Genomic DNA, 24,544 nt, shown 5'->3' with positions numbered 1-24,544 from the left:
CTTACGGGTGTGCACTCCCCTGCGTGCGCGCCCACCTAAAAGTTAAATCAATAACAATATTGGATGAGGTGGACTATGAACAAGACAATACTGGCGCTGGCAATCCCTGCGCTGCTGCTCTGCGGCTCAGCCCAGGCAATCGATCTGTACAACGATGATACCAATAGCTTTGGCATCAGTGGATGGCTGGGTTTCGCCGCCTACAATGATGGCCACGAGACCTCGGTAATTGACGACACATCAAGGATACGTTTGAGCTTCGAGCGTAAAGAGCGCAACGGCTGGACCGCCTATGCGGTCACCGAATGGGGCATCAACATGGTCACCAGTGATGACAATCTGGTGCTACAGGGCGGCAGACTCGCCGCAGAGAAAACCGATGACTTCCTTAACAACCGCCTGGGTTATGTCGGTCTGTCCCACGATACCTGGGGTAGCCTGACCTTCGGGAAGCAGTGGGGCGCCTATTATGATGTGGCCGGTACCACTGACTTACCCAATGTCGTGGCCGGTTATGCCGTCGGCGCTTACACCTTCGGCGATGGTGGCCTGACGGGTACAGGGCGCGCCGATGCCGCATTCCAATACCGCAATGACTTTGGCCCGCTGCATCTGGCACTGCAATACGCCGCCAAGCAAGATGGTGAGGTCTCGGTACAGGACAGCAATGGCGAACCACTGGCCAACTCTGAACTGGACTTTGATTCCAGCTACGGTGCCAGCCTGACCTACAGCGTCACCGACAAGTTCAAACTACTGGCCGGCTTCAACCGTGGTGATATCGATGGCCACCTGGAAGGCAGCGAACTCAAGGTGACCAACCAGATAGTAGGCATAGGTGCCATGTATGGCGACTATTATCACTATGCACCCAACCGTGAAGCAAGCGGTTTGTATGTGGGTTTCAACGCCCACAAGAGTGACAACAACGAACTGGTTGGCGGTGAACTGTACGACGCCACCGGCGCCGAACTGATGGTGGCCTACCAATACGACAACGGCTTTGTGCCCATTGCCATGCTCAGCTACCTGGATCTGGATACAGATCAGCACAGCGCCATTCAAGGGGACTGGCGTCGCCAGTTTGCCATGGTGGGTCTGCACTATAGATACAGCAGAGACACTGTGATGTTCTTTGAGGCCAAACTGGACTTCAGCGACATGGATGACCCGGCCGAAGATGCCGCCCAGGACAATAACTTCGCAGTGGGGATCAACTACTTCTTTTAACTGAACTTCTATAGCGGCACACTCCCGCTCCATTGCTGGCAGTACCCTTTTTGCCAGGCACGCTCGGCCACCCTGACCCCACTTCCTTCCAGGGTGGTTTTTTTTACTTGAATCCGAAAAGTTTGGCGGGAGATATGCCCCCAGGCTCCACTCAAAACGACCGGCATCATGGCGCATTTCTGGAAAGCTTACGCCTAAACCGTTAGGATACTTGCCATCCCGCGGCTTCAGTGGATGCAGCCGCGCCAACGCAAAAAAATAGCCAAGGTCATGCCCGCCAAACCATTACTCGCTTACTACCAGGATTGCTATAAGGAAGATTGTGTCGACCTTAATCTGTGGCACCTTGGCAAACTAAACCAGGAAGACAGGCTATTTATTGAGGGCGAGGATTCGCTGCTTTCAGGCTTCCTGCCAAGACAGCCAATCGCCCATGAAGCCGGGGCGCAGCTCCTGCCCAGAATCGCCATGTACCAGCGCGAGCGCCAACTGCTTTACGTTTCCCATTTTGTGGTCGGCCAATTAAAGGAAGAGGGGCAAACCCGCACTGTACTCAGCCCTCTGGTTTTTAAAGAAGCCCAGTTGGAAGAGGATGACGGCAGCTTCTATGTTTCCCTCAAAGAGGGGGCACTGCAGATTAACGAACCCTTGCTGCGGCTGTTGCTGCCGGAAGACACTATGGAAGCCGGCTTTGATGCCATCTTCGCTCCCGAGCGCCCCGACAGCTGGACCTCGCTGTTGAGCCAGAGCCACCAGAACATAGATACCCTGGGGCTGCTGGGATTCCCCAAACTGACAGGCTATGACAGCCTCGCCCGCCTGACCCGCAAGCGTAAGTTAACTCTGGTGCCGGCATCGGCACTGGTGTTTCTGAAACGCCCCAGCGCCAGTCGCGGCATTCTGCATGAGATCTCTGCCATGATGAATGCGGCCGAACTCTCGGCGCCGCTGCAGAATCTGATGGGAACACAACTGCCACCCAAGGCCGAAGCCAAGCGCCGCCTCAAAAGCCAGTACCTGCCCTGCCTCTTGTCCCGGGCACAGCAGCAAGTGCTGGAGATAGGCGCCGGCCACAGTCTTGGCTGCGTTGTCGGGCCGCCGGGAACAGGCAAGAGTTATACCATAGCCGCCGTCGCGACCGAACATATGGCCCGGGGCGAGTCTGTGCTGATCGTCGCCAACAACGAGCATGCGCTCGATGTCATTAACGACAAGCTTGAGAGTCAGTTCGGGCTCAAGGACATCAGCCTGCGGGCGGGACAAAAGGCCTTCCTGAAACAGCTGAAGGATTATCTCAGCAATCTGCTGGACGGCTATCATTCACTTGAGCACACACCCCCGCGGCAGTTGGAAAGCCAGCTCAATTTATTGAACCGGCAACTGGACAACTCAGAACGCCGGCTGCTGCGATTTTTACGCCGCGCCATTCGCCGCGGTCAAAGGCTGCACAAACTGGAGCGCTCACAGCGGCGCTGGTTGTTGCAGCTCTATCTTGCTCTGTTTGGCCACAGCATGGAAAACCTGAGCCAACATTGGGACACCCTGGATGAGTTGAACGATAGCCTGACAGCCAAAGAGGCGCTGGCAGCCAAGTTGCTGCAAAATGTCAAAGCCAGCCGGGTCGCCGGCTTGCTGAACAACCACAGGCAACAGCTGCAAACTTTCAATCAAGCGATTCGTTCCCGCACCTCACAGCGGCAGTTTGCACTGTTCGATACCTTGGATTACCAGGTGTTGCAGCAGGCGTTTCCCATCTGGCTAGTGAGCCTCAACACCCTTCACAAGGTATTGCCGCTGCAGCGGGAGCTATTCGATCTGGTTATCTTCGATGAAGCCAGCCAGAGCAATATCACCAGCGCCTTACCGGCACTGTTTCGGGCCAAACGGGCACTGGTGGTCGGCGATGGCAAGCAGCTCAGGCATATCTCTTTCCTGTCCCGCAGCAAAGAGCTGGCGTTGCAACAACTGCATGGCGTGTCCACAGCGCAATCCGGCATCTGCAGCTATCGCGATAAATCGATTTTGGATCTGGTGGCCGAGCAGATAGCCTCCCAGCAGCAGGTCGCCTTTCTCGATGAGCACTTTCGCAGCGCTCCCGAGCTTATCAGCTTCAGCAACTCACAGTTTTATCAGCAGCGGCTGCGGATAATGCAGCACAGACCCTGTACCAGCAGCGGCCATCTGCATCTGCACTCAGTGATGGGCGAGCGCAGTGAACAGGGAGTCAACCAGGCTGAAATCAGTGCACTGTGCAACCTGATAAGGCAGCAGATAGACAGCTGCGAGCAAGCGGGAATGACCAAGTCGCTGGGAGTGTTATCGCCTTTTAGGGCTCAGGCCGATGCGCTGGCCGATGCTTTGTTCAAACAGTTTTCCGCCACCGAGCTGGAAAAGTATCGCCTGCGGGCCGACACCCCCTTTGGTTTTCAGGGAGAGGAGCGCGACATTATGTATCTCTCCTTCGCCGTTGACCCACAGAGCAAGAGAGCCGCGGTATATCTCAACCGCGAAGATGTGTTCAATGTAGCCATTACCCGCGCCAGGGAACAACAGCACCTGTTTGTTTCGGTAGCGGCCCAAGAGCTGCCGAGCAACTCACTGCTGCGTCTCTATCTGGAATCCAGCCGTCAATTCAATGCTCGGCACAGGCAAAATGACCAGCTGGATCAGTTTCAGCGCCAGCTTTGTGACGCCTTGGCCGGGCACAATATCGAAACCTGGCCGGGCTATGAGATAGCCGGCACAGAGGTGGATATCCTCTGTCGCTGGCAGGGCGAGTATCTGGCGCTGGATCTCATCGGCTTTCCCGGCCCTTGGATGGACTTCTTTGAACTGGACACATACAAGATACTGCAGCGGGCCAAGGTGCCCATGTTGCCCATCAGCTATGGACTCTGGTTGAAGAATCCCAGTGCCTGTATCGAGCGCATTCGCAGTAAGCTGACTCGGGAACCCCAGAGTTAACAATCATCAGAGGCGGTTTTGGCGGCTGCAAGCGAACCCAAACGGGGATGACGCAGTAGCAGTAACCATAAGGTCATCCCCAAACAAAGCACGCCGGCCCAAAACATGGCGGCCCCAAAGCCGGCGGCAACCGCCTGATGATTTATCGCCGCTATCCCACTCGGTTCAAACTGTCCCCCACTTTCAGTCTCTTTGGCCGTGTAGATGACCCGACTCATTAGAGTACCCAAGAGGGCGATCCCCAAGGTCATACCCGTCTGCCTCACGGCATTCATGGTGGCCGAAGCCATGCCCGAGCGCTGAGCTCCGACACTGGCCATCACCAGCTCACTGGTTGCCGGTACCGCCAGCCCCATTCCCAAACCAAGCAGGGCAAGATAGCCCGCCGTCAGAAAATAAGCCGTTTCCCCTTGCAGGTTTGACAGCAACATGAGCGCCAAAGCCATCAATCCATACCCCAGATTCATCAGTCGCCTGACTCCAAAGTTCGCCGCCAGGCGGCCAAACCCCATGGCCGCCACAGCCATGGCGATAAACTCGGGCGCCATCCGCCAACCGGCCTCGGCAGCATCCCAACGCTGCGCTTCCTGAAAAAACAGCGACATAAAAAACACGCTGCTGTAGGCAGAAAAGCCCAACACAAAGGAAGCCGAGTTATAGCAACTAAAGTCCCGCTGCCGAAACAGCTTCAGCGGCAGCAGTGGCCGCGGCGCCTTAAGTTCAACCCGGATAAAGACCGCAAACAAAATGGCGGCCAACAACAGCGGCACCAAGGTGTGATAACTCAACCAATCATGCTCACCCAAGCCGATAAGGCCATAGGTCAGTCCCCCAAGGAAGAGTATGCTGAGCAACTGCCCGGCAAAATCCAGTGCCGCCTGTTCCGGGTCGGCACTCTCGTCCAGCCCCCAAGCCCCCAGCAGTAATGCGATGAAGCCTATGGGGACATTGATCCAGAAAATACTCTGCCAACCCACATGCTGCACCAGCAAACCGCCGACTATCGGCCCCAGTATCAGAGACAGGGCGCTGACCGATGACCAGATGCCTATCGCGCGGGTGCGGGCGCCAACGTCAGAAAAGGCGTGGGTCAACAGAGACAGGGCTCCCGGGATAACGGCGGCACCGGCAATCCCTTGAATCACCCTTCCCAGGAGTAACAGCCACAGAGAGTCTGCCATGGCGCAGGCGATTGAACCCAGAGTGAACAGCACGACCCCGCAGAGCCACAACAACTTGCGGCCAAAACGGTCCCCCAGCGGCCCGGAAGAAAGAATTAAAGCCGATAAACACAGGGCATAGGCGTTCACCACCCATTGGGAATCCGCCATGCTGATTGCCAACTCCTGTTTCATGGTCGGCAAGGCGACATTGACTATGCTGATATCCAGAGTCGCCATAAAAGTGCCCAGACAGATGGCCGCAAGCAGAGCGACCTGACGCAGAGAAGACATGCTGTTCCTCCTTGAAGCTCAGTTATTATTGAGAATAATTCTCAATATAGATTTCGACCGACCGTCGGTCAATGGCATTTACAATCACTGGATGGCCGCCATCTGGCCTTGGATCAGCACTTTAGGTAGGATGAATGCCGATTCTGACAAGGCGGTCATAATGCACAGGGGCTTGATTCACTCGGCGAGTATGAAAGAATTTGGCGGCCAATCGGCCAAGAAAAACATTATCCTGGCCAACGCAGTTTCCTGGCAGATCAAACTTCTTATATTGAGTGGTATGGCTAATGACAAATAACAGCACCCCGGGAGCTCCACGTACCAAACCGGCAGAGGTTCGTCTCGATGAACTCATGGATGCGGCACAGAAGTTATTTATTGAGAAGGGGTTTGAAGCCACTACAGTCAGCGACATAGTGCGCGAGGCCAAGGTCGCCAAGGGGACTTTTTACCACTACTTCAATGCCAAGCCGGAGATACTCTCAGCTCTGCGGCAACGCTTTAGCCGGCATTTTGTCGAGCAGGTGCAACTGGCAATGGATGCCTGCGATAGCGATGACTGGCCGACACGACTGGATGTTTGGTGCCGGGCCAGTGTCAACGCCTATCTGGCCGGTATAGAGCTGCACGACCTGCTCTTCCATGACAACTATTATCACGGTCACGGCAACAGTGAGCGGGATCGGGTGTTGGCGCAGATTATTGAGCTTTTGCTAAACGGCAAGCGCCATGGCGCCTGGCAGTTGGAAAGGCCAGAGCTGAGCGCCATCATCCTCTATCACGGCATGCATGGCGCGGTAGACAACGCCATGCATAACGGCATCAAGGACCGCCAAGCGACGGCGCAACAACTCGGCGAAGATCTGTCACTGGAATTCCGGCGTCTGCTGGGATGTTAGCCTACGCAGCCCTTGTTTAGAACAAAGGCTTGCTAGCGCCCTCTATCCTCTTGGCTTTTTACTTTGATTTCTTACTCTGGCCCTGGCTTTTACCCTGACTTTTACCCTGAGCATGGCTCTGAGCATGGCCAAAGACAGGCCTGGCACCTGGTCTGGCTTTGCCACTGCCGGGCTTGGAGCCTTTAGCTGTTGTCGGTTTGCCTGTTGTGTGGTCGCCGCCCTTGCCTTTTCCGGCCTTGTTGCCGCCTTTGGCCCCTTCAGTGGACTTACCCTTGGCGGCTTTGCCGCTGCCGGGCTTGGAGCCTTTAGCTGTTGCCACGTTGCCTGTTGTTGTGTGGTCGCCGCCCTTGCCTTTTCCGACCTTGTTACCGCCTTTGGCCCCTTCAGTGGACTTACCCTTGGCGGCTTTGCCGCTGCGCTCTGCAAACTGATTGTCGCTGAAACGGGTGAGTCCCTGGCGGCCCTTGTCTGCCCCCTTGCGGTTATGCTTACCGGCCCAGGCTTCGGCGCGGCCTTCCGGGGGCACCAGATGCTGTGGCCCAGTGCCGATAAGATGCTGTTTCCCCATGGCGATAAGCGCCTCGCGGATCAGCGGCCAACCTGCGCTGTCGTGATAGCGCAGCAAGGCCTTGTGCAGTCGCCGCTGTCGTCCCTTCTTGGCCACCGGCACCTCTTCGCTGCTGTGTTTGACGTTTTTCAACGAGTTCAGCTCTGTGTGGTAGATGGTCGTGGCATTGGCCATAGGCGATGGGTAGAAGTTCTGCACCTGATCCAGCTTGAACTTACGCTCCTTGAGCCACAGCGCCAGGTTGAGCATGTCCTCGTCCGTGGTGCCCGGGTGAGCCGAAATAAAATAGGGGATCAGATACTGCTGCTTACCCGCTTCGGCCGAGTATTGGTCGAACAGCTCCTTGAACTTGTCGTAGGTGCCCATACCTGGCTTCATCATCTTGGATAAAGGCCCCTCTTCGGTATGTTCCGGCGCTATCTTGAGATAGCCACCCACATGGTGCTTGGCCAGCTCTTTAACGTAACGCGGATCTTCAATCGCCAGGTCATAACGCACGCCGGAGGCGATCAGCACCTTCTTGATCCCGGGAACATCCCGGGCGGCGCGGTAAAGATCTATGGTGTGCTGATGATCTGTGTCCAAATGGCCACAGATGCCGGGAAAGACACAGGATAAGCGCCGACAGGTTTTTTCGGCCTTTTCGCTCTTGCAGCCGAGACGATACATGTTGGCCGTTGGGCCGCCGAGATCGGAAATCACCCCGGTAAAGCCAGGCACTTTCTGCTGTATATCTTTAATTTCTTTGATAATTGATTCTTTCGAGCGGCTCTGGATAATGCGCCCTTCATGTTCGGTTATCGAACAAAATGAGCAGCCACCGAAACAGCCTCGCATGATATTGATCGAGGTCTTGATCATGTCGTAGGCCGGGATCTTGGCCTTGCCGTAAACCGGGTGTGGCACCCTGGCGTAAGGCAAGTCGAATACCGCATCCATCTCATCTGTGTTGAGCGGCCAAGCCGGTGGGTTGACCCAAACACCACGATCGCCGTGGGGCTGGAACAGGGCTCTGGCACAACCTGGGTTTTGCTCCTGATGCAAAATCCTCGATGCATGGGCGTACAGGTATCTGTCTTCACTCACCCGCTCGAAGGCCGGCAGCAACACATAGGTCTGCTCCCAGGGCCTTGGCTTGGGTGGCTGCACACTGATGGGCTTGGGAGCGTCGTTGTCGAAGATCTTCTTGTCGGATGGCCCGGACAAGTTCTGGCAGCCGACATCATCGGCGCCATAGGGATTGGGGATAGGGTCAATTTTGTGCAACTGATCTATCTTGCGCGAGTCCATGCCGCGCCATTCTGGCAGTGGCTCTTTTCGGATAACCGCTGTGCCGCGGATATTCTGCATCTGCGCCATGGTTTCCCCCTTGGCGAGACGGTGCGCCACTTCCACCAGCGGCCGCTCGGCATTACCGTAGATCAGAATGTCGGCCTTGGCATCAAAAATCACACTGCGGCGCACTTTGTCGGACCAATAGTCATAGTGGGCAATCCGCCGCAGGCTGGCCTCGATACCGCCTATGACCACGGGCACCTCTTTAAAGGCTTCCTTACAACGCTGGGTATAAACAGTCACGGCGCGATCCGGGCGCTTGCCGCCTTCATTGCCCGGGGTATAGGCATCGTCGTGGCGCAGTTTACGATCGGCCGTATAACGGTTGATCATCGAATCCATATTGCCTGCAGTGACCCCGAAAAACAGATTCGGTTTACCCAAGCTCATAAAGGCCTCTTTGCTGGACCAATCCGGCTGCGAGATGATCCCCACTCTGAATCCCTGCGCTTCCAGCAAACGGCCAATCACCGCCATGCCGAAACTGGGGTGATCCACATAGGCATCACCGGTCACCAGGATCACATCACAGCTGTCCCATCCCAGTTGTTCCATCTCCTTACGGGACATAGGCAGAAAGGGAGCCGTGCCGTAACACTCGGCCCAATACTTGGGATACTGAAATAAGCTGGATTCGACTTGCATTTGAGACTGACCATCAGAGGATTCGACACACGGCAGCCACGCTGCCTCAGGGCCGCGGAGTATAACAGGCTAACCTGGTTAAGTGTGACTAATTTTTCACCAATTGCCGACTATTTGTACCCCTTGTTTGTGCCTGCAAGCCAAGGCCCTACTAGGATTGTGGCTTATCTCGGGCTCAGAGCAGCAAGCGCCCCACATACTGCCATAGGTTAAACAGCGCCAGCACGAGTATGCTTATCCAGGTGAACAAGGTGCCTAGGAATCGGCCCGGGTGGTAACCGCCCTTGCCCTGGGTCAGACCTATGGCATGCAGCAATCTGGCCACCAGCCAAATCGTCCCCAATAGATGTAACCAAACGCCGGCCATGCCGTTGGCCTCGGCCAGCACCAAAAGCAGCAAGGCTATCGGGGCATTTTCCAGCAGGTTGCCGTGTACCCGGTTGGCCAAATGCAGTGCATCGTTACCGCCATCGCCCAGGCCTATCTTGTAAGCACGGCGCAAACGCACCACCCGGTAAGCCAAAGCCAAGACCAAAAGCCCCGTCAATGCGGCATAAAAACCCGATATAAACAATGACATAAGTTCTTTTATCTCCTTTTGAAATTCTCTTTTCAGCCTTGGCTGATGCGACGCTGTCCAAGCGCAGCCAATCAACCTTAACGCAACAAGCTTGCACTTAAGCTCACATAAAGGAAATAATTTTTAAAATGTCATTAACCGGATTCTGCCCCCTTACTGTAGAATCCGCGCGGGCAAAAAACCGTCCATCCAACCAAGGGCACAGTGGGAAACCGAGTGGATAATCAAGAATTCATTGAAAAGCGCCGTTTTATCATTAAGTTGGGTAAAGCTCTGCATAAGTTCGGCACCCCGGCTTATCGGCTCGAAACCCACTTGCAGACAGTGGCCAAGACGCTCGGCATCGAAGGCTATTTTCTGATCTCCCCCACTTCGATGACCTTTGTGCTGCAGCACGATACAGATCAGGAATACAACCATGTTGCCAGGGTTAAACCCGGCGAGCTGGATCTGGGGTCGCTGGCCCGTACCGACGCCTTAGTACAGGAACTGAGCCTGGGGCAACGCAGCCTGAGTGAAGCGCTGGAACGGCTGGATGAGATAGCCAACAAGCCCAATCCCTATGGCCCTATGTTAACCCTGGGCGCCTTTGGTACCTCGGCCGCCGCCTTTGCCATGCTGATGGGCAGCAGCTGGAATGATGTGTTCTGGTCGGCCTTGATAGGCATGCTGGTCTATGGCTTGGTATTCAGCGCCGAACGCTCGCGGCGGATGGCCGAACTGCTGGAGCCTCTGGCCGCCATGCTGGCCGGTTTCGCCGCCTGTGGCCTGGCGCAACTGGATGCCGGGCTGAATATCCCCGTGGTGGTACTGTCGGGGATCATCGTCTTTATTCCCGGCCTGGCGCTGACCCTGGGCCTGGCCGAACTGGCGGCAAGGGATCTCATGTCAGGCACCATGAGGATCATGGATGCGGTAATGCTGCTATTTAAACTCTACTTCGGCGCCGTACTCGGCGTAGCAATAGGCAATGCCCTGTTCGGCGAATCCCTCTATATTGAGCCCATGCCGTTGCCTCGCTGGGCCATCTGGTCGGCGGTGCCCATACTTTCCATGGCGCTGGTGTTCATCTTCAAGGCCAGGCTCAAAGATGCCCCCTGGGGCGTACTGGCCGGTATTGTGGCCTTCTTCTCCGCCATGTTCGGCGGCCTCTATTTGGGGGATTCTCTGGGGATCTTCTTCGGCGCCCTGGCCGTGGGTATTTACGCCAACCTGTTTGCCCGCTGGATGAAGGCACCGGCCTCCATAGCTCTGCTACAGGGGATAGTCATCCTGGTGCCTGGCTCCAAGACCTATATCGGCCTCAATGTGCTGATCTCGGGTGAAACCATGTTGAACCAGTCGCATCTGGGGTCGCAAATCTTTCTGATATTTATGTCACTGATCGCCGGGCTTATCTTCTCCAACGTGGTGGTACCGCCGAGAAACACCCTCTAAACGCTGCTGCCGTGGGCATTCGCGCCGGAGGGTGGTAATTTATTACAAGCTAAATCATTACTTTATTTCGAAGGTCGCCTTGACTAACCGCCCATTCGGTTGTGTTATTGAAGTGTGAATATCAGCCCGATATTCACTACCGAGAGGAGGCAGTCTATGGCAACAAGCCGCAGTGTCTTGCTTCTGGCAACCCTGTTTGCCAGCCTCTCCGTTTTGGCCGACACCGGCACCAAAGGCGATAGCACAACCTCGTCTTCCCAAGGCCAAAATCCACTCCCTGAGCGGTTCAGGGTTGGCAAAATTGTGGTGGTCAGCAACCCAATTTTCGACGAGTCTGCCGACAACGCCATCTTCCTGCACAATTGGGCCAACGCCTTGCATATCAATACCCGGGAGTCGGTGATCCTCAATCGCCTCAGTATCCAGGAGGGGCAGGAAGTGACCCCAAGGCAATTGGAAGAAGCGCAGCGAATTCTTAGGCGTGAAGCCTATCTCAGAGACGCCAGGATCTCTGTGGTCAAGGCCGACCCGAGTGCCGATCAACAGCCTGATGGTGAAACCTTGCTGGTGGAAACCTGGGATCAATGGTCGCTGCTGCCCACTATCAGCCTGGGACGCAGCGGCGGCAACAACAGCTTCTCCGTCGGGTTGAAAGACGACAATATTCTGGGTCTGGGGATCCGCACCCGTTTGAAGTATCAATCCGACGAGGACAGAACCGGCTACAAAGTCGCGTTCGAAATGCCGTTGAACATCATCAAAAATGCCACTGTGGCGGCCAACTTCTATGACAACAGCGATGGTCAGGCCAAACAACTGTATTTCGACAAGCCTTTCTATACCCTGGACGACACCCGGGCCTACGGTGCCGAGTATCTGGATGAAGACAGAATCGACACCATTCGCCAAAACGGCCTGGACATCAACGAGTTCGATGAAGAGATCCGCTATCGCAACCTCTACTGGGGCTTTATGTTCGCCAAAGAGAACCAGAGTCGGCAAAGATTACGCCTTGGAGTCACCCAGGATAAGCACAGCTTTCACGCCCTACCTCAATACCCGCAGCAGCCCTTGCCTCAGGACAGAGACTTTCTCTACCCCTGGGTAGAATGGGAGTACCTGCAGGATGACTTTCGGGTGCTGACCAATATTCACCTGGTCAACTATAACGAAGACTTCAACCTCGGCTGGCATCACAGCGTTAAATTGGGGCTGGAAACCAAAGACAGTGATAGCCTGGGTTATCACCTCAACTGGCGCAGCAGTCGCGGCTATTTTGAGGGCAAGGAGCTGCTATTGCTGGCATTTGGCGGTGAAGCCACCCTGGCCACCCGGCAACGGGACTTTTATCAAGTGAATGTTGCCGCCGAGTATTTCTATAAGTTCACCCCCAAGTGGATCGCCTATTCCAAGGTGCGGCTGTCCAACTCCAACAACAACTATATCGACCGTCCCTTTGCGCTGGGGGATGAAACCGGCATTCGCGGTTATCCCAACGACTACCAGCACGGTGACAATCAATGGCTGCTGACCGGCGAAATCCGCTATTACCCCAATATCAACCTTTACCAACTGGCAGAATTGGGCTGGGCCGCCTTTATCGATGTCGGTCAGGCCTTTGGGGGTGCCATGGCCAATGACAACGAAGTCTCAGGCCCCATAGGCTCTATCGGCATAGGTGCCAGAATCTACTCTTCCCGTTCCAGTTATGGTCATGTCGCCCATATCGATTTCAGCGTGCCCTTTACCCGGGGCGAGGAAGTGGACGGCTGGGAATGGCGCTTTCAAGTGAAGCAGAGTTTCTAGGCTGACTCTGCCACCCCAGCGGCAAACTCTGCACTAAACTTGAAGGGTCACAGCGACCTGGACCTGACATGAAAAAACTCCTTTCCTCCGTACTGCTCGGCCTGTCGTGCCTGATATCGGCACAGGCAAGCACGTTGAAAATCGCCTTTTTTGATTTTGCGCCATACAGCTTTCAGGAAGAAGGAGAACTCAAGGGCGTCATGGTAGAGATGACTCGCCTGGCCTGCCAGCGCTGGGAGGAAGGCTGCCAACTCAAGCTGTGGCCCAATCGCCGCGCCAGGCAACAGATGAACTCGGGAGAAACCGGTGCCATGGGGCTGGCCTGGGCAGATTATCGCACCTCACAATACTATTTCTCGGTCCCCCTGTTGCAGTCTGAATATGGTTTTTTCAGCCTCAAGGCACTGAGTTTGAAGCAGATGCAGCAGCTATCGGATCAGCGTGTGGCAGTATTCTCACCATCCAATACCCACAATGCCCTGCAAAAATTGAATCAGGAACTGATCCGGCAACAAGTTCCCCCCATGCAGGTGGTTACCTTTCCACAAAGCGATGAGTTACCACTGAAAATGCTCGCCAGAAAGCGTTTTGATGCCTATTTTGTCAACCGGGATGTCGGTCGCTGGTACGCAGGGAAACAGGGGATTGAAGGCTTGGACTATCTACCCAGCCAACCCAAGACTTACTACTGTCTGGCATTCGATATCCGTCATAATGACCGACAGACCATAGCCCGCTTCAATCGGCTGTTGTTGGAGTTGCAGCAGGGAGAAGCCTGGCACCAGTTACTGCAGCGCTGGCAGGTTGAACCGGCCCAATGGCAGCCTGAGCAAGCCCAAGCCATGAACATTCCACTCGAGTAGAAAAGCAAAAGGCCGCCCGTGATAACACGGGCGGCCTCGTTTTATTTGGTGAGTTGGCCTATAAGCCGGGTCCTGTTCTCCCGAAGGAGCGGCAGTCATTCCTCTAGGCCTGCAATCGCTCACAGGCTCAAGCAATCTACCCGGTTCCAACGCGAGCCACGCATTAATTCCGAAGAATAGTGGAACCCTATTTGATCTTGCTCCGGGTGGAGTTTACCGTGCCGCGAACTGTTACCAGCCGCGCGGTGCGCTCTTACCGCACCCTTTCACCCTTACCGGCCCGAAGGCAGGCGGTCTACTCTCTGTTGCACTGGTCGTCGGCTCACGCCGCCCAGACGTTATCTGGCACCCTGCTCTATGGAGCCCGGACTTTCCTCCCCGTTCTTGCGAACGCAGCGACTGCCCGGCCAACTCGGCGCGGATTATAGCCCATAGCGAGCCTCACACCAAGGCATTTCCTTACCAGCCCAGCTCCAGCCCTTTTTTATAGAGGGCGTTTTTCTTCAGCCCATGGATCTGTGCCGCAATAGCGGCCGCCTTCTTCAACGGTAATTCATCACAGAGTAGTTTGAGGGTATCCAGCGCCGCTGCGGGCGTTTCGTCTGCTTCTTCACTGACAAAACCGTGCAGCATAAGCACGATTTCACCGCGCTGCTGGTTGGCATCGGCTTCAACCTGCGCCAGCACTTCGGCCGTGGTGCCGCAGAGGAAGGTTTCAAAGGTCTTGGTCAGTTCCCGCGCCATCACCATCTGCCTATCCGGCCCCAGGACCTCCACCAGCGACTTGAGGCTGGGCAGAATTCTGTGGGGAGACTCATAGAAAATCAGGGTGCGCGGGTCTTCCCTAAGCGCCAGCAGTTTATCCTGGCGCCCTTTGTCTTTAGCCGGCAAAAAGCCTTCAAACGAAAAGCGATCCGAGGGCAAGCCAGATGCCGACAGCGCGGCAATGGCGGCGCAAGGGCCAGGCAGCGGGATCACCGGATAACCGGCGGCGCGCACATGGGATACCAGGTGATAGCCGGGATCGGAAATCAGCGGCGTACCGGCATCGCTGATCAGCGCTATGGCTTCACCTTCGCCGAGGCGTTCGACAATCCACTGCGCCCGGGCACGTTCATTGTGGTCATGCAGCGCTGTGGTGCGGGTGTCTATGCCGAAGTGACTCAGCAATTTACCGCTGTGGCGTGTGTCCTCACAGGCGATCAACGCCACCCGATTCAGTACTTCCAGAGCCCTGGGGCTCAAGTCCCCCAGGTTGCCTATGGGAGTGGGAACTATATACAGCGCGACCGACAGGTCCATAACTACCTCGGAGATGAAAGTGCCGAGACTTTCGTCAGGCACAATAGAAGGTTAAACTAGAGCCAGCATCTTACCAGAGTGAAGCCCTGTGTTAAAAAGCCTGAATAGAGTTAAATACATTTCTGCTGCGATTTTGCTTGCCAGCCTGTGGGGCTGTGGCAGCACGCCATCAGCAGACAAAGATCAGCTGGCCGTCGTTTCTCTGGTCAGTGCCCCGCAAGCCCCGGCCGAGTATTTGGCATTTGCCGCCAAGGCGCCCAGCAAGGAAAACCGCGAGCGTTACCTGCTGTTGGCCGCCAATGCTTACCTCAAGCAAGGTGATACAGATGCCGCTGCAGATATTCTGCGTTCAATGCAGGCCGGGCTGAGCCCGGTGGATGAAATCCAGGCCGAGCACCGTTTTCTCAGCGCCCGCCTGCAAGAACTGACCGGCAAAAACGCCGAGGCCCTGAGCACCCTGAATTACCCTGGTAATTGGCAACTAGCCGATTGGCAATGGGCCAGTTATCACCAAGCCCGTGCCCGACTGTTTGCTGCCAACCAACAACCCGTGGAGCAAGTGCGTGAGTTGAGTAAGCTCAGTCAATATCTGCCGGTAAAGGCGACCGGCGAGGTTAACGATGAAATTTGGCAATTGCTCAAGCCACTGCAGGAAGAAACCCTGCAGAGCTTTGCCGCTCAAGAGAGCGATGCCGTATTTACCGGCTGGCTGCAGCTGGCTTATCTGGCCAAACACTACGCGGTGGATCCCTCAAGCCTGATCCGCCAGTTGAGTGATTGGCAGAAACGTAATCCTTATCATCCTGCGGCGGTACAGTTGCCTTCGGATCTGCAACTGGCGCTCAGTGCCAAGCCATACAGACCCAGCAATATCGCCGTGCTGCTACCACTTTCGGGCCCAAGAGCCGGAGTCGCCAACACAGTGCGTCAGGGCATACTGGCCAGTTATCTGAGCGACCCGGACAGCAATGTTAGCCTCAACTTCTTCGACACGGCCCAAGGTGCCGACAAGGCCTACCAGCAAGCGCTGCAGAGCGGCGCGGAATTTGTGATCGGCCCGCTGCTGCAAAACGAAGTGGAACAGGTGATGGCGGCCCAGCAAGCTACAAAGACAGATACCCCGCCGCAACTGTTTCTCAATCAAATAGATAAGCTGCAACCGCAACAGAATAAGTACTACTTCGCCCTGTCTCCCACTCAGGAAGCCAGCGATGCCGCCAGACGCATGTATCAGGATGGCATACAGGTGCCACTGCTGCTGGCCAGCAATGATGCCGTAGGCCAACGTATGGCCCAGAGCTTTAAGCAGACCTGGATGGAGCTGACCGACAGTGATGCCGAGGTTCACTTCTATGATAACGGTGACAAGATGCGCGAAACCGTGGAAGAAGCCCTTGGCGTGACTGACAGCAAGGCGAGGATCCAGGCCATTAAGGCACTGCTGGGCAGCAAGGTGAAGGCTGACTTCCGATCCCGTACCGATATCGATGCCATCTATATGATCTCGGGGATTCAGGACTTACCGCTGCTGAAACCCTTTATCGATGTCAACTTCAGTGTCTTTGCCGAGCAAGTGCCGCTGTATACCAGTAGCCGCGCCCGTCAGGAAGACAACGCCAAGCAAACCGCGATTGAACTGAACAATATCACCATCAGTGATATCCCCTGGTTGCTGCAGGCCAGTGAAGAAACCGAAGCGGTCAACAAGTTGTGGCCCACCTGGGGCAATGCCCAAAAACGCCTGTATGTGATGGGCTATGATGCCCTGCAGCTGGTCAATCGTCTGGCCCAGATGCATGCCTTCCCCGGATACCAGTACAGTGGTCGCAGCGGCCAGCTGACGGTGAGCCCGGATGGCGTGATCGATCGTCAGCTCAGCTGGGCCAAATACCAGCGCGGCGTTTTGCGGCCACTCTAAGCCGGCTTATGGATCTGGGACAGGAAGGCGAGCGTCTGGCTCGCCGCTATCTGGAACAACAGGGCCTGACCTTTGTCGAACAGAATGTGCGCTACAGTTTCGGCGAACTGGACTTGGTAATGAAACAGGGCAGCCAATGGGTGTTTGTTGAGGTAAAATACCGCTCACCAAGCCGATTCGGCGGCGCTTTGCAGTCATTGAGCCAGGCCCAGATAACCCGGCTTCGCAAGGCCGCCAGCCAGTATCTGCAGCAACACAGGATCAATGCCCCCTGTCGCTTCGATCTACTGGCCATTGATGCCGGCAAGGTGCAATGGCTACAGGACGCTTTTTAGTAAGCGCTTAACCCGAAACAAATTTACACTTTAATGCCTGAACAAAGCCCCCGGCCTATGGCATGATAGCAACACTTGATAGTGAAGGACTTATCCATGTTAGAACGTATCAAAGACAGCTTCACCGAGTCGATTCAGACCAAGATTGACGCCGCAGAGGCGCTGCCAGAGTCTATCGCCAAGGCCGCAGAAATGATGGTGCAATGTCTGTTGGGTGGCAATAAGATCCTTGCCTGTGGTAACGGCGGCAGCGCCGGTGATGCCCAGCACTTTTCAGCCGAGCTGTTGAACCGCTATGAAGTGGAACGCCCACCTCTGCCGGCCATAGCTCTGACCACAGACACTTCTACCCTGACGGCCATCGCCAACGACTACAGCTACGACGAAGTGTTTTCCAAGCAGATACTGGCACTGGGTCAACCCGGTGACATACTGCTGGCCATTTCCACCAGCGGTAATTCAGGCAACGTCATTAAAGCGATGGAAGCCGCGCTGAGCCGGGATATGACCATAGTAGCGCTCACGGGTAAAGACGGCGGCGCCATGGCCGGATTGCTGAGCACCAATGATGTGGAGATCCGCGTCCCCTCCAATGTCACGGCCCGCATTCAGGAAGTGCACCTGCTGGTTATCCATTGCCTGTGCGACAACATTGACCGCACCCTGTTCCCGCAGGACGAACATCAATGAGACGTCTGCTGCCCCTGTGTCTACTGCTTACCAGTTTGACCGGCTGTGCCGGAGCCGTAATGGTGGGTGCAGTTGGCGGCGCCATGGTGGTTAACGATGAGCGTTCGCTCAAGACCCAGTTGGATGACACCAATGCCGATTTTCGTATCTCCAGTGTACTGGGAGCGGAAGATGATCTGAAGAATCAGACCAATATCACCGGGGTCAGCATGAACGGCAATGTGTTGATGATAGGTCAGGCGCCCAACTCCATGCTCAGGGACAAGGCGATTCGGCTGGTCAAAGAGCTGCAACTGGGTGGCAAGATCCACAATCAGATCCGTATCGGCAACCCAACGTCCTTCACTACCCGCAGCAACGACACCTGGATCACCACCAAGGTCAAGGGTCGGATGCTCAACGACAAGAATCTGGATGTCACCAAGATCAAGGTGATCACAGAGAATGGTGAAGTCTTTCTGCTGGGCCTGGTCGAGCGTGAACAAGCCGACCTGGCAGTAGAAATTGCCCGGAATACCGCTGGAGTACGTAAGGTTATTAAGGTGTTCGACTACGTCACCCCTTAACGCCCTTTATATCGAGTCGAACGAGAGCCGGTCACACCGGCTCTTGTGCTTTCAGCTCGCGGGCTTTCATCAACTTGGCGATGGCGGGCAGGCACAAAGTCGGCAGCACCACCAGGGCAGCCCCTACCCAGCTCAAAGTATCCAGCCACTCATCGAAAAGCAGCCAACCGAGGAAGACAATAAAGATAAGCCCGCTGTATTCGGCTACGGCAATTTCACTGGCCTTGGCCCTGCGATAGGCCAGGACACAGAACCAGTTATATGCCAGCAGGAAGGCATTGGATAACAGCGCCACTCCGAGCAGTGGCCAGCTCAGCCCGGCCAGTTGTTGCGACAGTGCCACCAGCAAGATCAGCGGCAAACTCAGCAGGTTGTAACAGAGCAAAGTCAGACTGGCCGCCTCTGTACTGGGCAGCTTGCGCAGGCTCATCTGGTTCAAGGAGAAGGTAAAGGCCGAAACCAGCACGGCAATGCCGGCCAACTCCAACTCGCTGGGCCTGAGGATCAATAAGATACCGGCAAATCCCAGCGCCGCAATACCCCACTGCAACGGCGTGATCTGTTCTTTCAGGAATACGGCACCTAACACCATGATCATCAAGGGCGCCGAATAGAACAGTGAACTGACAGTCGCCAAGGGCAGCGCCATCAGACCAATAATCAAAAAGAGCGCGCCAACAGCTCCTGTGTTGGCACGCCAAAGGTGGATCTTAAAGTGAGAAGTCCCCGGGCGACCGGCCTTGAGCCACAGGGGCAGCAACATAAGTACCGCTGTCACCTGGCGCACCAGCAGGAAAGTCGCCGCATTGGCATCATCCGGTAACCACTTGACCGACACGTCATAAAAAGCGCTGAAGAGATTTCCTACGGTCAATAAAATCAAACCGATAGCAACGGTTCTCTGCATCTTGGTTATCCTGAATGACTCTCAATCGGCGGCATCATATCCGGGTTAAAAACCAAACTGAAATGATGTTTTTTGCGCATAAATGAATTAAATTCATACTAAATTTCCGGAAAGAATAGCCTATGCGAAAACTTCCCCCCTTGAGAGCGCTGCAGGTATTCGAGGCAGCTGCTCGCCAGAGCCACTTTTCCCGCGCCGCCGAAGAGCTGTGCATCACCCAGAGTGCCGTGTCCCACCAGGTCAGATTACTGGAGGAACACTTTGGCGAGCCCCTGTTCCAACGTCAGGGGCGCAGTCTCAAACTGTCACCCAAGGGAGAGATCCTCTACGGGGAACTGGAGCGAATATTCAACGAGCTGGCTGACCTTGGCCGTTTGTTCGGCGAACCCAATCGCGAGCTGAAACTGGCGGTTTACAGCTCTTTTGCAGTTAAATGGTTGATCCCCAGACTCAGCGACTTTCGCCGCCGTCACCCTGAGGTGCAGATCAGGCTGGAGATGGTGACTCAAGATCCCGAGCTCAGCGACAGCGTGGCCGATCTCTTTATCAGTGGTGGCCTCAAACGACGGGGTTACTGGCAGACGGTGCTGCACAAGGAGCGGCTTATTCCGGTTTGCAGCCCACAGTTACCGCCCAGAGCCGGACAGATAACGATTCAGAGTCTGCAGCAGTACCCACTGTTGACCGTGGATGAAGGCCCGCTGGGGCTGGACTGGAACCGTTGGGCCGAGGCCAACGGTGTGACTCTGACAGCCAATCACAGGCAGCATATTTTCAGCCATGTGTTGATGGCCATAGAGGCCGCTATTGCAGGTCAAGGCATAGCACTGGCGTCAGACTTTATGGTAGAGGATGATATTGCCAGTGGCCGTTTGATTGAGGCCGAACTGCCGGATGTGCATACAGGGTTTGAGTTCACTTTTTGCTGTAAGGAGCGGCGCCTCAAAGAACCGGCGATAGCGGCCTTTGCCGATTGGCTGATGTTGATGGCAAGCCAGCCACAACCGCAGTAACTCGAACGCAGTCACAAAAAAGCCGACCTTGTCGGTCGGCTCTCAAGATTGGCTGATTTACACCAGCAAGCCTATCTTCTCATAAACTTTCTTCACTGTGACTTCGGCGCGGGCCTGGGCCTTTTCCGAGCCCTGCTTCATCACAGACTCCAGGAAGGCTCTGTCTTCGCGGAACTGACGGAAGCGTTGTTGCAGCGGCTCCAACATACCAACCACGGCTTCACCGGCGGCCACTTTCAAATGGCCATACATCTTGCCTTCAAACTCGGCTTCCAGTTCGGCTATGCTCTGGCCTGTCACCCCGGACATCAGGCTCAGCAGATTGGACACCCCAGGCTTGTTGTCTATGTCGAAACGCACGACAGGCGGCTCATCGCTGTCGGTCATCGCCTTTTTCAGCTTCTTCATCACCGCCTTGGGATCTTCCAGCAGGCCGATGACATTATTGCGGTTGTCATCTGACTTGGACATCTTCTTGGTGGGATCCTGCAGCGACATCACCTTGGCACCCAGCTCAGGGATAAAAGGCTCGGGCACTGTAAAGGTGTCACCATAGGCGTTGTTGAAGCGGGTGGCGATATCCCGGGTCAATTCCAGATGCTGTTTCTGATCCTGACCGACTGGGATCTCATTGGCCTGGTACAGCAGGATATCGGCCGCCATCAGTACAGGATAACCGAACAGACCCACGTTGATATTGTTGGCGTGTTTTTGTGACTTGTCCTTGAACTGAGTCATGCGGCTCAGCTCGCCCATCTGGGTATAACAGTTCAAAACCCACCCCAACTGAGTGTGCTGTGGCACCTGTGACTGAATGAACACAGTGCTCTTCTTAGGATCGACACCACAGGCAAGGTATAGCGCCAGAGTATCCAGGCAAGCTTCACGCAAGGCATTGGGATCCTGGCGCACTGTGATGGCATGCAGATCCACCACGCAATAGAGGCAATCATGGCTGTCCTGCATGGCTACCCACTGACGCAGGGCACCCATGTAGTTACCTATGGTCAACTCGCCTGAGGGCTGGGCACCGCTCAATACTATGGGTTTGGGACTGCTCATGAATTTCATTACTCCGATTGCTGTGGCGGCAAATGCGCCAAAATTTGCTCAAAATGATCGCATACGGCATCTGGGCCGCAAAGCCCAATATCTTCACCGTAGTTGTAGCCATAGGTCAAGCCGATTGAGGCAATACCTGCGGCTTTCGCCGCCAGAACGTCGTTGCGGGAATCGCCCACCATCAACATCTGCTGAGGTTGCAACTGCCATTTATCCAGCAGGTGGGTCAGCGGCAAGGGATCCGGCTTCATCTTGGTGAGTGAATCGCCGCCGAGAATTTCACTGAAAAACGACTCAATACCAAAGGCCTGCAATAGGGGCACAGTAAATCGATAAGGCTTGTTGGTGACTACCGCCAGCTTGAAACCTCGTCGCTGCAGGGTGCCAAGCACGGACTCAACCCCGGGATAGAGCTTACTGTAATGCTCGAGGCAAGCCTCATAATGCCTCATAAATACCGGCATGGCATCGGCCATGACAGAGGCATCCGGCTCATCGCCCAGGCTCGAGGTCAGCGCGCGGCGCATCAACATCTCTGTGCCATTGCCAACCCAGCTGCGAACCTGGTCTTCAGTGCAACCACGCAGTCCCATATCGGCCAAGGTTGCCTGGGTCGCAGCGGCCAAGTCCGGCACACTGTCCACCAGAGTGCCATCCAAATCAAAGGCGATCGCACTGATACTGCTTGCGATCATAACTTACACTCCTGCCAGTTCACTGCGCATCTGGTCGATAACCGCTTTATAGTCCGGTTGGCTAAAAATGGCAGAACCGGCTACAAACATATCGGCACCGGCGGCGGCGATTTCGGCAATATTGTCCACCTTAACCCCACCGTCGACTTCCAAGCGGATATCGCGGCCACTCTCATCGATGCGGCGACGCACTTCGGCCAGTTTGTCCAGTGTCGATGGAATAAATGACTGACCACCAAACCCTGGGTTGACCGACATCAGCAAAATCACATCCAGCTTATCCATCACATAGTCCAGGTAGTGCAGTGGCGTGGCAGGGTTGAAAACCAAACCCGCCTTACAGCCATTGTCGCGGATGAGTTGCACTGTACGATCCACATGCTCGCTGGCCTCTGGATGGAAAGTGATGATAGAAGCCCCCGCCTTGGCAAAGTCAGGCACTATGCGATCGACCGGCTTCACCATCAGGTGCACATCGATATCGGCGGTAATACCATAGTCACGCAACGCCTTGCAGACCATGGGGCCTATGGTCAGGTTAGGTACATAATGGTTGTCCATCACATCGAAGTGAACCACGTCGGCCCCCGCATCCAATACGGCTTTAACATCATCACCCAGGCGGGCAAAATCGGCAGACAGAATGGAAGGAGCAATAAGATATGGGCGCATAGCATTCTCACAGGATGTTTAAGAAGTCGCCTATTTTACCCGCCAAGGCGCTCGGGCTCTATAGCCTGGCGCCCATTTCTGCCGTTGAAAAGCGCCATAAGTTGGAATAAAGTTGTTACTTGGTAAAAAGCTGTTCAATTTATCAACGGCTTTGTTATAATTGACCGATGTCACATTTGGGATTGGAACAGGATGAACCAGAAACCGCAGGTTTTCACACACAGCATCAAGTCAGCAGTCATACTCGCTGTCGCCGCTGGCGTGGTGGGAGCAACTGCCGTTGGTTTCCAAAGCCTGGGTTCTTCCAGCAATAATCTGGCCTGTAGCTGCAGCCAGGAAAATGATTACAATCCCAACCTGCCTTCCAGCCATCCCAATAATCGCTGTGCGACTCAGGAAGATGATCTGAGCTGGAAGAGTTGGCTCAGCGGCAAGAGTCGTTCGGGTCAGTTCCATTTTGTTGACTTGTTGGAGTTGCTGCACGGCCATCAACGTAAACCGGTTGATGATATGGCTCCGGCGAATTCCAATAACGGTTTCTAGATGCTTGGCCGCTACTGGCGTTACCTTTACAGTACGCTGGCAGCCTTCTTCGGCGTGCAGAGTGAGTCCAATCGCGTCAGGGACTTCAGCGCCAATTCCTCACCTCTCCCTTATATCATCACGGGCGTGTTGCTAGCCGCACTACTGGTACTAGGTCTGTTGCTGCTGGTAAATCGAGTACTCGCCTGATTACTTTGGCAAAGATGACTTTCAGTCGTTCTCGTTGTGATAGGTTTCGTCGTACAGAGCCATCAACTCATTCACCTTGGTTCTGGTGCTGCCTTTCTGGCTGATGTTACGTTGAACCTGTATCGCTTCCATTCTCGAGCCGTGATAGAGCTCGCGGGTCAACGGAATATCATGGTTGCTGATAAGCACAGGAATGCCACGCTCAATGGCGGTATGACGGGAATGCCTGGCCAGCAGTGCCTGGTCATCCAAAGAGAAACCGGCACCGACATAAGTGGTAAAACTGGCGGTGGTCGATAAAGGTGCGTATGGCGGATCGCAATAAATCACGTCACCGCTTTTAGCCAGGGCAAACGCCTGCTCGTAGCCAATGCAGCGAAACTCGGCATTTTGTGCCTTGGCAGCAAAACCGCGGATCTCTTTCTCAGGGAAATACGGCTTCTTGTAGGAACCAAAGGGCACATTGAATGAGCCTTTACGGTTATAACGACACAGACCATTAAAGCCGTGGCGGTTGAGATAAAGAAAATAGACTGCCCGCTCGAAGGGGTCACGACTGCGATTGAATTTTTCTCTGACCAGATAGTATTGCTCTTTATCGTTCATCCGCGGTACAAACAGTTCCGCCGCCGCCCCTATGTATGCTTCCGGACGAGTCTGAATGATAGAGTAAAGGTCGATCAGATCGCGATTGATATCGCACAACAGATAGCTCGGATAATCTGTGTTGAGAAACACAGAACCAGCACCGACAAAGGGCTCAACCAAGCGCTCACCCTTGGGCAAGTGCTGAGTCAGGGCATCAACCAGTTTAAATTTACCACCGGCCCACTTAAGAAAGGCTCTTTGTTTTTTCTTCATTAAAATTGAT

General features: G+C 55.0%; 23 protein-coding genes and 1 other RNA gene. 14 read left to right on the top strand and 10 right to left on the bottom strand.

Annotation, left to right across the window (positions count from 1 at the left end):
* The first annotated feature begins 75 nt into the window (after positions 1–75).
* Together ON072_RS10000 and ON072_RS09995 are read left to right on the top strand one after the other, a co-directional pair.
* Positions 76–1,230 (top strand): porin, encoded by a 1,155-nt coding sequence (locus ON072_RS10000; protein ID WP_025011934.1) that lies wholly within the window; start codon positions 76–78, stop codon positions 1,228–1,230.
* A 234-nt stretch (positions 1,231–1,464) separates the two neighbouring features.
* The gene (locus ON072_RS09995; protein ID WP_274626040.1) at positions 1,465–4,194 is read left to right on the top strand and encodes a DEAD/DEAH box helicase; all 2,730 of its coding nucleotides are present in this window, start codon (positions 1,465–1,467) and stop codon (positions 4,192–4,194) included.
* Here ON072_RS09995 and ON072_RS09990 read toward each other — a convergent pair.
* Entirely contained in the window at positions 4,191–5,648 is a 1,458-nt protein-coding gene (locus ON072_RS09990; RefSeq protein ID WP_107006160.1) for an MFS transporter, read from the bottom strand. The genes ON072_RS09995 and ON072_RS09990 overlap by 4 nt on opposite strands.
* Between ON072_RS09990 and ON072_RS09985 the strand changes: the two genes are divergently transcribed.
* Both ON072_RS09985 and ON072_RS09980 read left to right on the top strand, forming a co-directional pair.
* Positions 5,647–5,946, top strand: a complete 300-nt coding sequence (locus ON072_RS09985) for a hypothetical protein (protein ID WP_208166099.1) — start codon at positions 5,647–5,649, stop codon at positions 5,944–5,946. The genes ON072_RS09990 and ON072_RS09985 overlap by 2 nt on opposite strands.
* Positions 5,936–6,547, top strand: a complete 612-nt coding sequence (locus tag ON072_RS09980) for a TetR/AcrR family transcriptional regulator (protein ID WP_096142601.1) — start codon at positions 5,936–5,938, stop codon at positions 6,545–6,547. Before ON072_RS09985 ends, ON072_RS09980 begins: the two co-directional genes overlap by 11 nt.
* Before the next feature lie 58 nt (positions 6,548–6,605).
* Here the strand turns inward: ON072_RS09980 and ON072_RS09975 are convergent, their stop codons facing one another.
* On the bottom strand, positions 6,606–9,095 hold the full coding sequence (locus ON072_RS09975; RefSeq protein ID WP_274626039.1) for a YgiQ family radical SAM protein: 2,490 nt from the start codon (positions 9,093–9,095) through the stop codon (positions 6,606–6,608).
* A gap of 175 nt (positions 9,096–9,270) precedes the next feature.
* Positions 9,271–9,675: an MAPEG family protein gene (locus ON072_RS09970; protein WP_025011611.1), complete on the bottom strand. Its 405-nt coding sequence runs from the start codon at positions 9,673–9,675 to the stop codon at positions 9,271–9,273.
* Between the two features lie 216 nt (positions 9,676–9,891).
* Between ON072_RS09970 and ON072_RS09965 the strand changes: the two genes are divergently transcribed.
* The 3 genes from ON072_RS09965 (at position 9,892) to ON072_RS09955 (ending at position 13,781) form a co-directional block, all read left to right on the top strand.
* On the top strand, positions 9,892–11,112 hold the full coding sequence (locus ON072_RS09965) for a threonine/serine ThrE exporter family protein (protein WP_025889321.1): 1,221 nt from the start codon (positions 9,892–9,894) through the stop codon (positions 11,110–11,112).
* A gap of 156 nt (positions 11,113–11,268) precedes the next feature.
* Positions 11,269–12,918, top strand: coding sequence for a hypothetical protein (locus ON072_RS09960; protein ID WP_274626038.1), 1,650 nt, complete (start codon positions 11,269–11,271; stop codon positions 12,916–12,918).
* Positions 12,919–12,986: 68 nt separating this feature from the next.
* Complete coding sequence (locus tag ON072_RS09955) at positions 12,987–13,781, top strand: substrate-binding periplasmic protein (RefSeq protein ID WP_082052759.1); 795 nt, start codon at positions 12,987–12,989, stop codon at positions 13,779–13,781.
* 45 nt (positions 13,782–13,826) lie between these two features.
* Here ON072_RS09955 and rnpB read toward each other — a convergent pair.
* Together rnpB and rsmI are read right to left on the bottom strand one after the other, a co-directional pair.
* An RNA gene (gene rnpB / locus ON072_RS09950) (RNase P RNA component class A) lies at positions 13,827–14,196 on the bottom strand.
* Positions 14,197–14,240: 44 nt separating this feature from the next.
* Entirely contained in the window at positions 14,241–15,083 is an 843-nt protein-coding gene (rsmI, locus tag ON072_RS09945) for a 16S rRNA (cytidine(1402)-2'-O)-methyltransferase (protein WP_039035999.1), read from the bottom strand.
* 88 nt (positions 15,084–15,171) lie between these two features.
* On the opposite strand from rsmI, the gene ON072_RS09940 reads away from it, so the two are divergent.
* The 4 genes from ON072_RS09940 (at position 15,172) to ON072_RS09925 (ending at position 18,592) form a co-directional block, all read left to right on the top strand.
* The gene (locus tag ON072_RS09940) at positions 15,172–17,001 is read left to right on the top strand and encodes a penicillin-binding protein activator (RefSeq protein WP_144191260.1); all 1,830 of its coding nucleotides are present in this window, start codon (positions 15,172–15,174) and stop codon (positions 16,999–17,001) included.
* An 8-nt stretch (positions 17,002–17,009) separates the two neighbouring features.
* Complete coding sequence (locus tag ON072_RS09935; RefSeq protein ID WP_025889313.1) at positions 17,010–17,336, top strand: YraN family protein; 327 nt, start codon at positions 17,010–17,012, stop codon at positions 17,334–17,336.
* Between the two features lie 96 nt (positions 17,337–17,432).
* Positions 17,433–18,026 (top strand): phosphoheptose isomerase, encoded by a 594-nt coding sequence (locus ON072_RS09930; protein WP_028780981.1) that lies wholly within the window; start codon positions 17,433–17,435, stop codon positions 18,024–18,026.
* On the top strand, positions 18,023–18,592 hold the full coding sequence (locus ON072_RS09925; protein WP_025011605.1) for a BON domain-containing protein: 570 nt from the start codon (positions 18,023–18,025) through the stop codon (positions 18,590–18,592). Before ON072_RS09930 ends, ON072_RS09925 begins: the two co-directional genes overlap by 4 nt.
* 31 nt (positions 18,593–18,623) lie before the next feature.
* Here the strand turns inward: ON072_RS09925 and ON072_RS09920 are convergent, their stop codons facing one another.
* Positions 18,624–19,499: a DMT family transporter gene (locus tag ON072_RS09920; protein WP_044733485.1), complete on the bottom strand. Its 876-nt coding sequence runs from the start codon at positions 19,497–19,499 to the stop codon at positions 18,624–18,626.
* Between the two features lie 122 nt (positions 19,500–19,621).
* Between ON072_RS09920 and ON072_RS09915 the strand changes: the two genes are divergently transcribed.
* Positions 19,622–20,512 carry a LysR substrate-binding domain-containing protein gene (locus tag ON072_RS09915; protein ID WP_107353278.1) on the top strand — a complete coding sequence of 297 codons (891 nt, stop codon included), beginning with the start codon at positions 19,622–19,624 and terminating at the stop codon, positions 20,510–20,512.
* Between the two features lie 57 nt (positions 20,513–20,569).
* Here ON072_RS09915 and trpS read toward each other — a convergent pair whose 3' ends face one another.
* From trpS to rpe, 3 genes are read right to left on the bottom strand one after another with little or no spacing between them, the layout of a single operon-like run.
* A complete protein-coding gene (trpS, locus tag ON072_RS09910) occupies positions 20,570–21,574 on the bottom strand; it encodes a tryptophan--tRNA ligase (protein ID WP_261752970.1) in 1,005 nt (334 codons plus the stop codon).
* An 8-nt stretch (positions 21,575–21,582) separates the two neighbouring features.
* On the bottom strand, positions 21,583–22,269 hold the full coding sequence (locus tag ON072_RS09905; RefSeq protein WP_243887792.1) for a phosphoglycolate phosphatase: 687 nt from the start codon (positions 22,267–22,269) through the stop codon (positions 21,583–21,585).
* Between the two features lie 3 nt (positions 22,270–22,272).
* Entirely contained in the window at positions 22,273–22,941 is a 669-nt protein-coding gene (rpe, locus tag ON072_RS09900) for a ribulose-phosphate 3-epimerase (RefSeq protein WP_025011600.1), read from the bottom strand.
* Positions 22,942–23,133: 192 nt separating this feature from the next.
* Between rpe and ON072_RS09895 the strand changes: the two genes are divergently transcribed.
* On the top strand, positions 23,134–23,484 hold the full coding sequence (locus tag ON072_RS09895; protein WP_025011599.1) for a hypothetical protein: 351 nt from the start codon (positions 23,134–23,136) through the stop codon (positions 23,482–23,484).
* A complete protein-coding gene (locus ON072_RS09890) occupies positions 23,485–23,673 on the top strand; it encodes a DUF2970 domain-containing protein (RefSeq protein ID WP_025011598.1) in 189 nt (62 codons plus the stop codon).
* 21 nt (positions 23,674–23,694) lie between these two features.
* Here the strand turns inward: ON072_RS09890 and ON072_RS09885 are convergent, their stop codons facing one another.
* Entirely contained in the window at positions 23,695–24,534 is an 840-nt protein-coding gene (locus ON072_RS09885) for a Dam family site-specific DNA-(adenine-N6)-methyltransferase (protein ID WP_071237680.1), read from the bottom strand.
* Positions 24,535–24,544: the final 10 nt, after the last annotated feature.

Origin of the sequence: Shewanella sp. K8, assembly GCF_028823715.1 — a bacterium.
GTDB lineage: Bacteria > Pseudomonadota > Gammaproteobacteria > Enterobacterales > Shewanellaceae > Shewanella > Shewanella algae.
Note: the sequence above shows the minus strand (reverse complement) of the source record. Positions and strands in the feature narration are given on the sequence as shown.

Excerpts from the sequence above, each read along its gene's own strand:
- ON072_RS10000 (WP_025011934.1), top strand. The coding sequence starts at position 76 with ATGAACAAGACAATACTGGCGCTGGCAATCCCTGCGCTGCTGCTCTGC.
- ON072_RS09995 (WP_274626040.1), top strand. The coding sequence starts at position 1,465 with ATGCAGCCGCGCCAACGCAAAAAAATAGCCAAGGTCATGCCCGCCAAA.
- ON072_RS09985 (WP_208166099.1), top strand. The coding sequence starts at position 5,647 with ATGCTGTTCCTCCTTGAAGCTCAGTTATTATTGAGAATAATTCTCAAT.
- ON072_RS09990 (WP_107006160.1), bottom strand. The coding sequence starts at position 5,648 with ATGTCTTCTCTGCGTCAGGTCGCTCTGCTTGCGGCCATCTGTCTGGGC.
- ON072_RS09980 (WP_096142601.1), top strand. The coding sequence starts at position 5,936 with ATGACAAATAACAGCACCCCGGGAGCTCCACGTACCAAACCGGCAGAG.
- ON072_RS09975 (WP_274626039.1), bottom strand. The coding sequence starts at position 9,095 with ATGCAAGTCGAATCCAGCTTATTTCAGTATCCCAAGTATTGGGCCGAG.
- ON072_RS09970 (WP_025011611.1), bottom strand. The coding sequence starts at position 9,675 with ATGTCATTGTTTATATCGGGTTTTTATGCCGCATTGACGGGGCTTTTG.
- ON072_RS09960 (WP_274626038.1), top strand. The coding sequence starts at position 11,269 with ATGGCAACAAGCCGCAGTGTCTTGCTTCTGGCAACCCTGTTTGCCAGC.
- ON072_RS09955 (WP_082052759.1), top strand. The coding sequence starts at position 12,987 with ATGAAAAAACTCCTTTCCTCCGTACTGCTCGGCCTGTCGTGCCTGATA.
- rsmI (WP_039035999.1), bottom strand. The coding sequence starts at position 15,083 with ATGGACCTGTCGGTCGCGCTGTATATAGTTCCCACTCCCATAGGCAAC.
- ON072_RS09935 (WP_025889313.1), top strand. The coding sequence starts at position 17,010 with ATGGATCTGGGACAGGAAGGCGAGCGTCTGGCTCGCCGCTATCTGGAA.
- ON072_RS09930 (WP_028780981.1), top strand. The coding sequence starts at position 17,433 with ATGTTAGAACGTATCAAAGACAGCTTCACCGAGTCGATTCAGACCAAG.
- ON072_RS09925 (WP_025011605.1), top strand. The coding sequence starts at position 18,023 with ATGAGACGTCTGCTGCCCCTGTGTCTACTGCTTACCAGTTTGACCGGC.
- ON072_RS09920 (WP_044733485.1), bottom strand. The coding sequence starts at position 19,499 with ATGCAGAGAACCGTTGCTATCGGTTTGATTTTATTGACCGTAGGAAAT.
- ON072_RS09915 (WP_107353278.1), top strand. The coding sequence starts at position 19,622 with ATGCGAAAACTTCCCCCCTTGAGAGCGCTGCAGGTATTCGAGGCAGCT.
- trpS (WP_261752970.1), bottom strand. The coding sequence starts at position 21,574 with ATGAGCAGTCCCAAACCCATAGTATTGAGCGGTGCCCAGCCCTCAGGC.
- ON072_RS09905 (WP_243887792.1), bottom strand. The coding sequence starts at position 22,269 with ATGATCGCAAGCAGTATCAGTGCGATCGCCTTTGATTTGGATGGCACT.
- rpe (WP_025011600.1), bottom strand. The coding sequence starts at position 22,941 with ATGCGCCCATATCTTATTGCTCCTTCCATTCTGTCTGCCGATTTTGCC.
- ON072_RS09895 (WP_025011599.1), top strand. The coding sequence starts at position 23,134 with ATGAACCAGAAACCGCAGGTTTTCACACACAGCATCAAGTCAGCAGTC.
- ON072_RS09890 (WP_025011598.1), top strand. The coding sequence starts at position 23,485 with ATGCTTGGCCGCTACTGGCGTTACCTTTACAGTACGCTGGCAGCCTTC.
- ON072_RS09885 (WP_071237680.1), bottom strand. The coding sequence starts at position 24,534 with ATGAAGAAAAAACAAAGAGCCTTTCTTAAGTGGGCCGGTGGTAAATTT.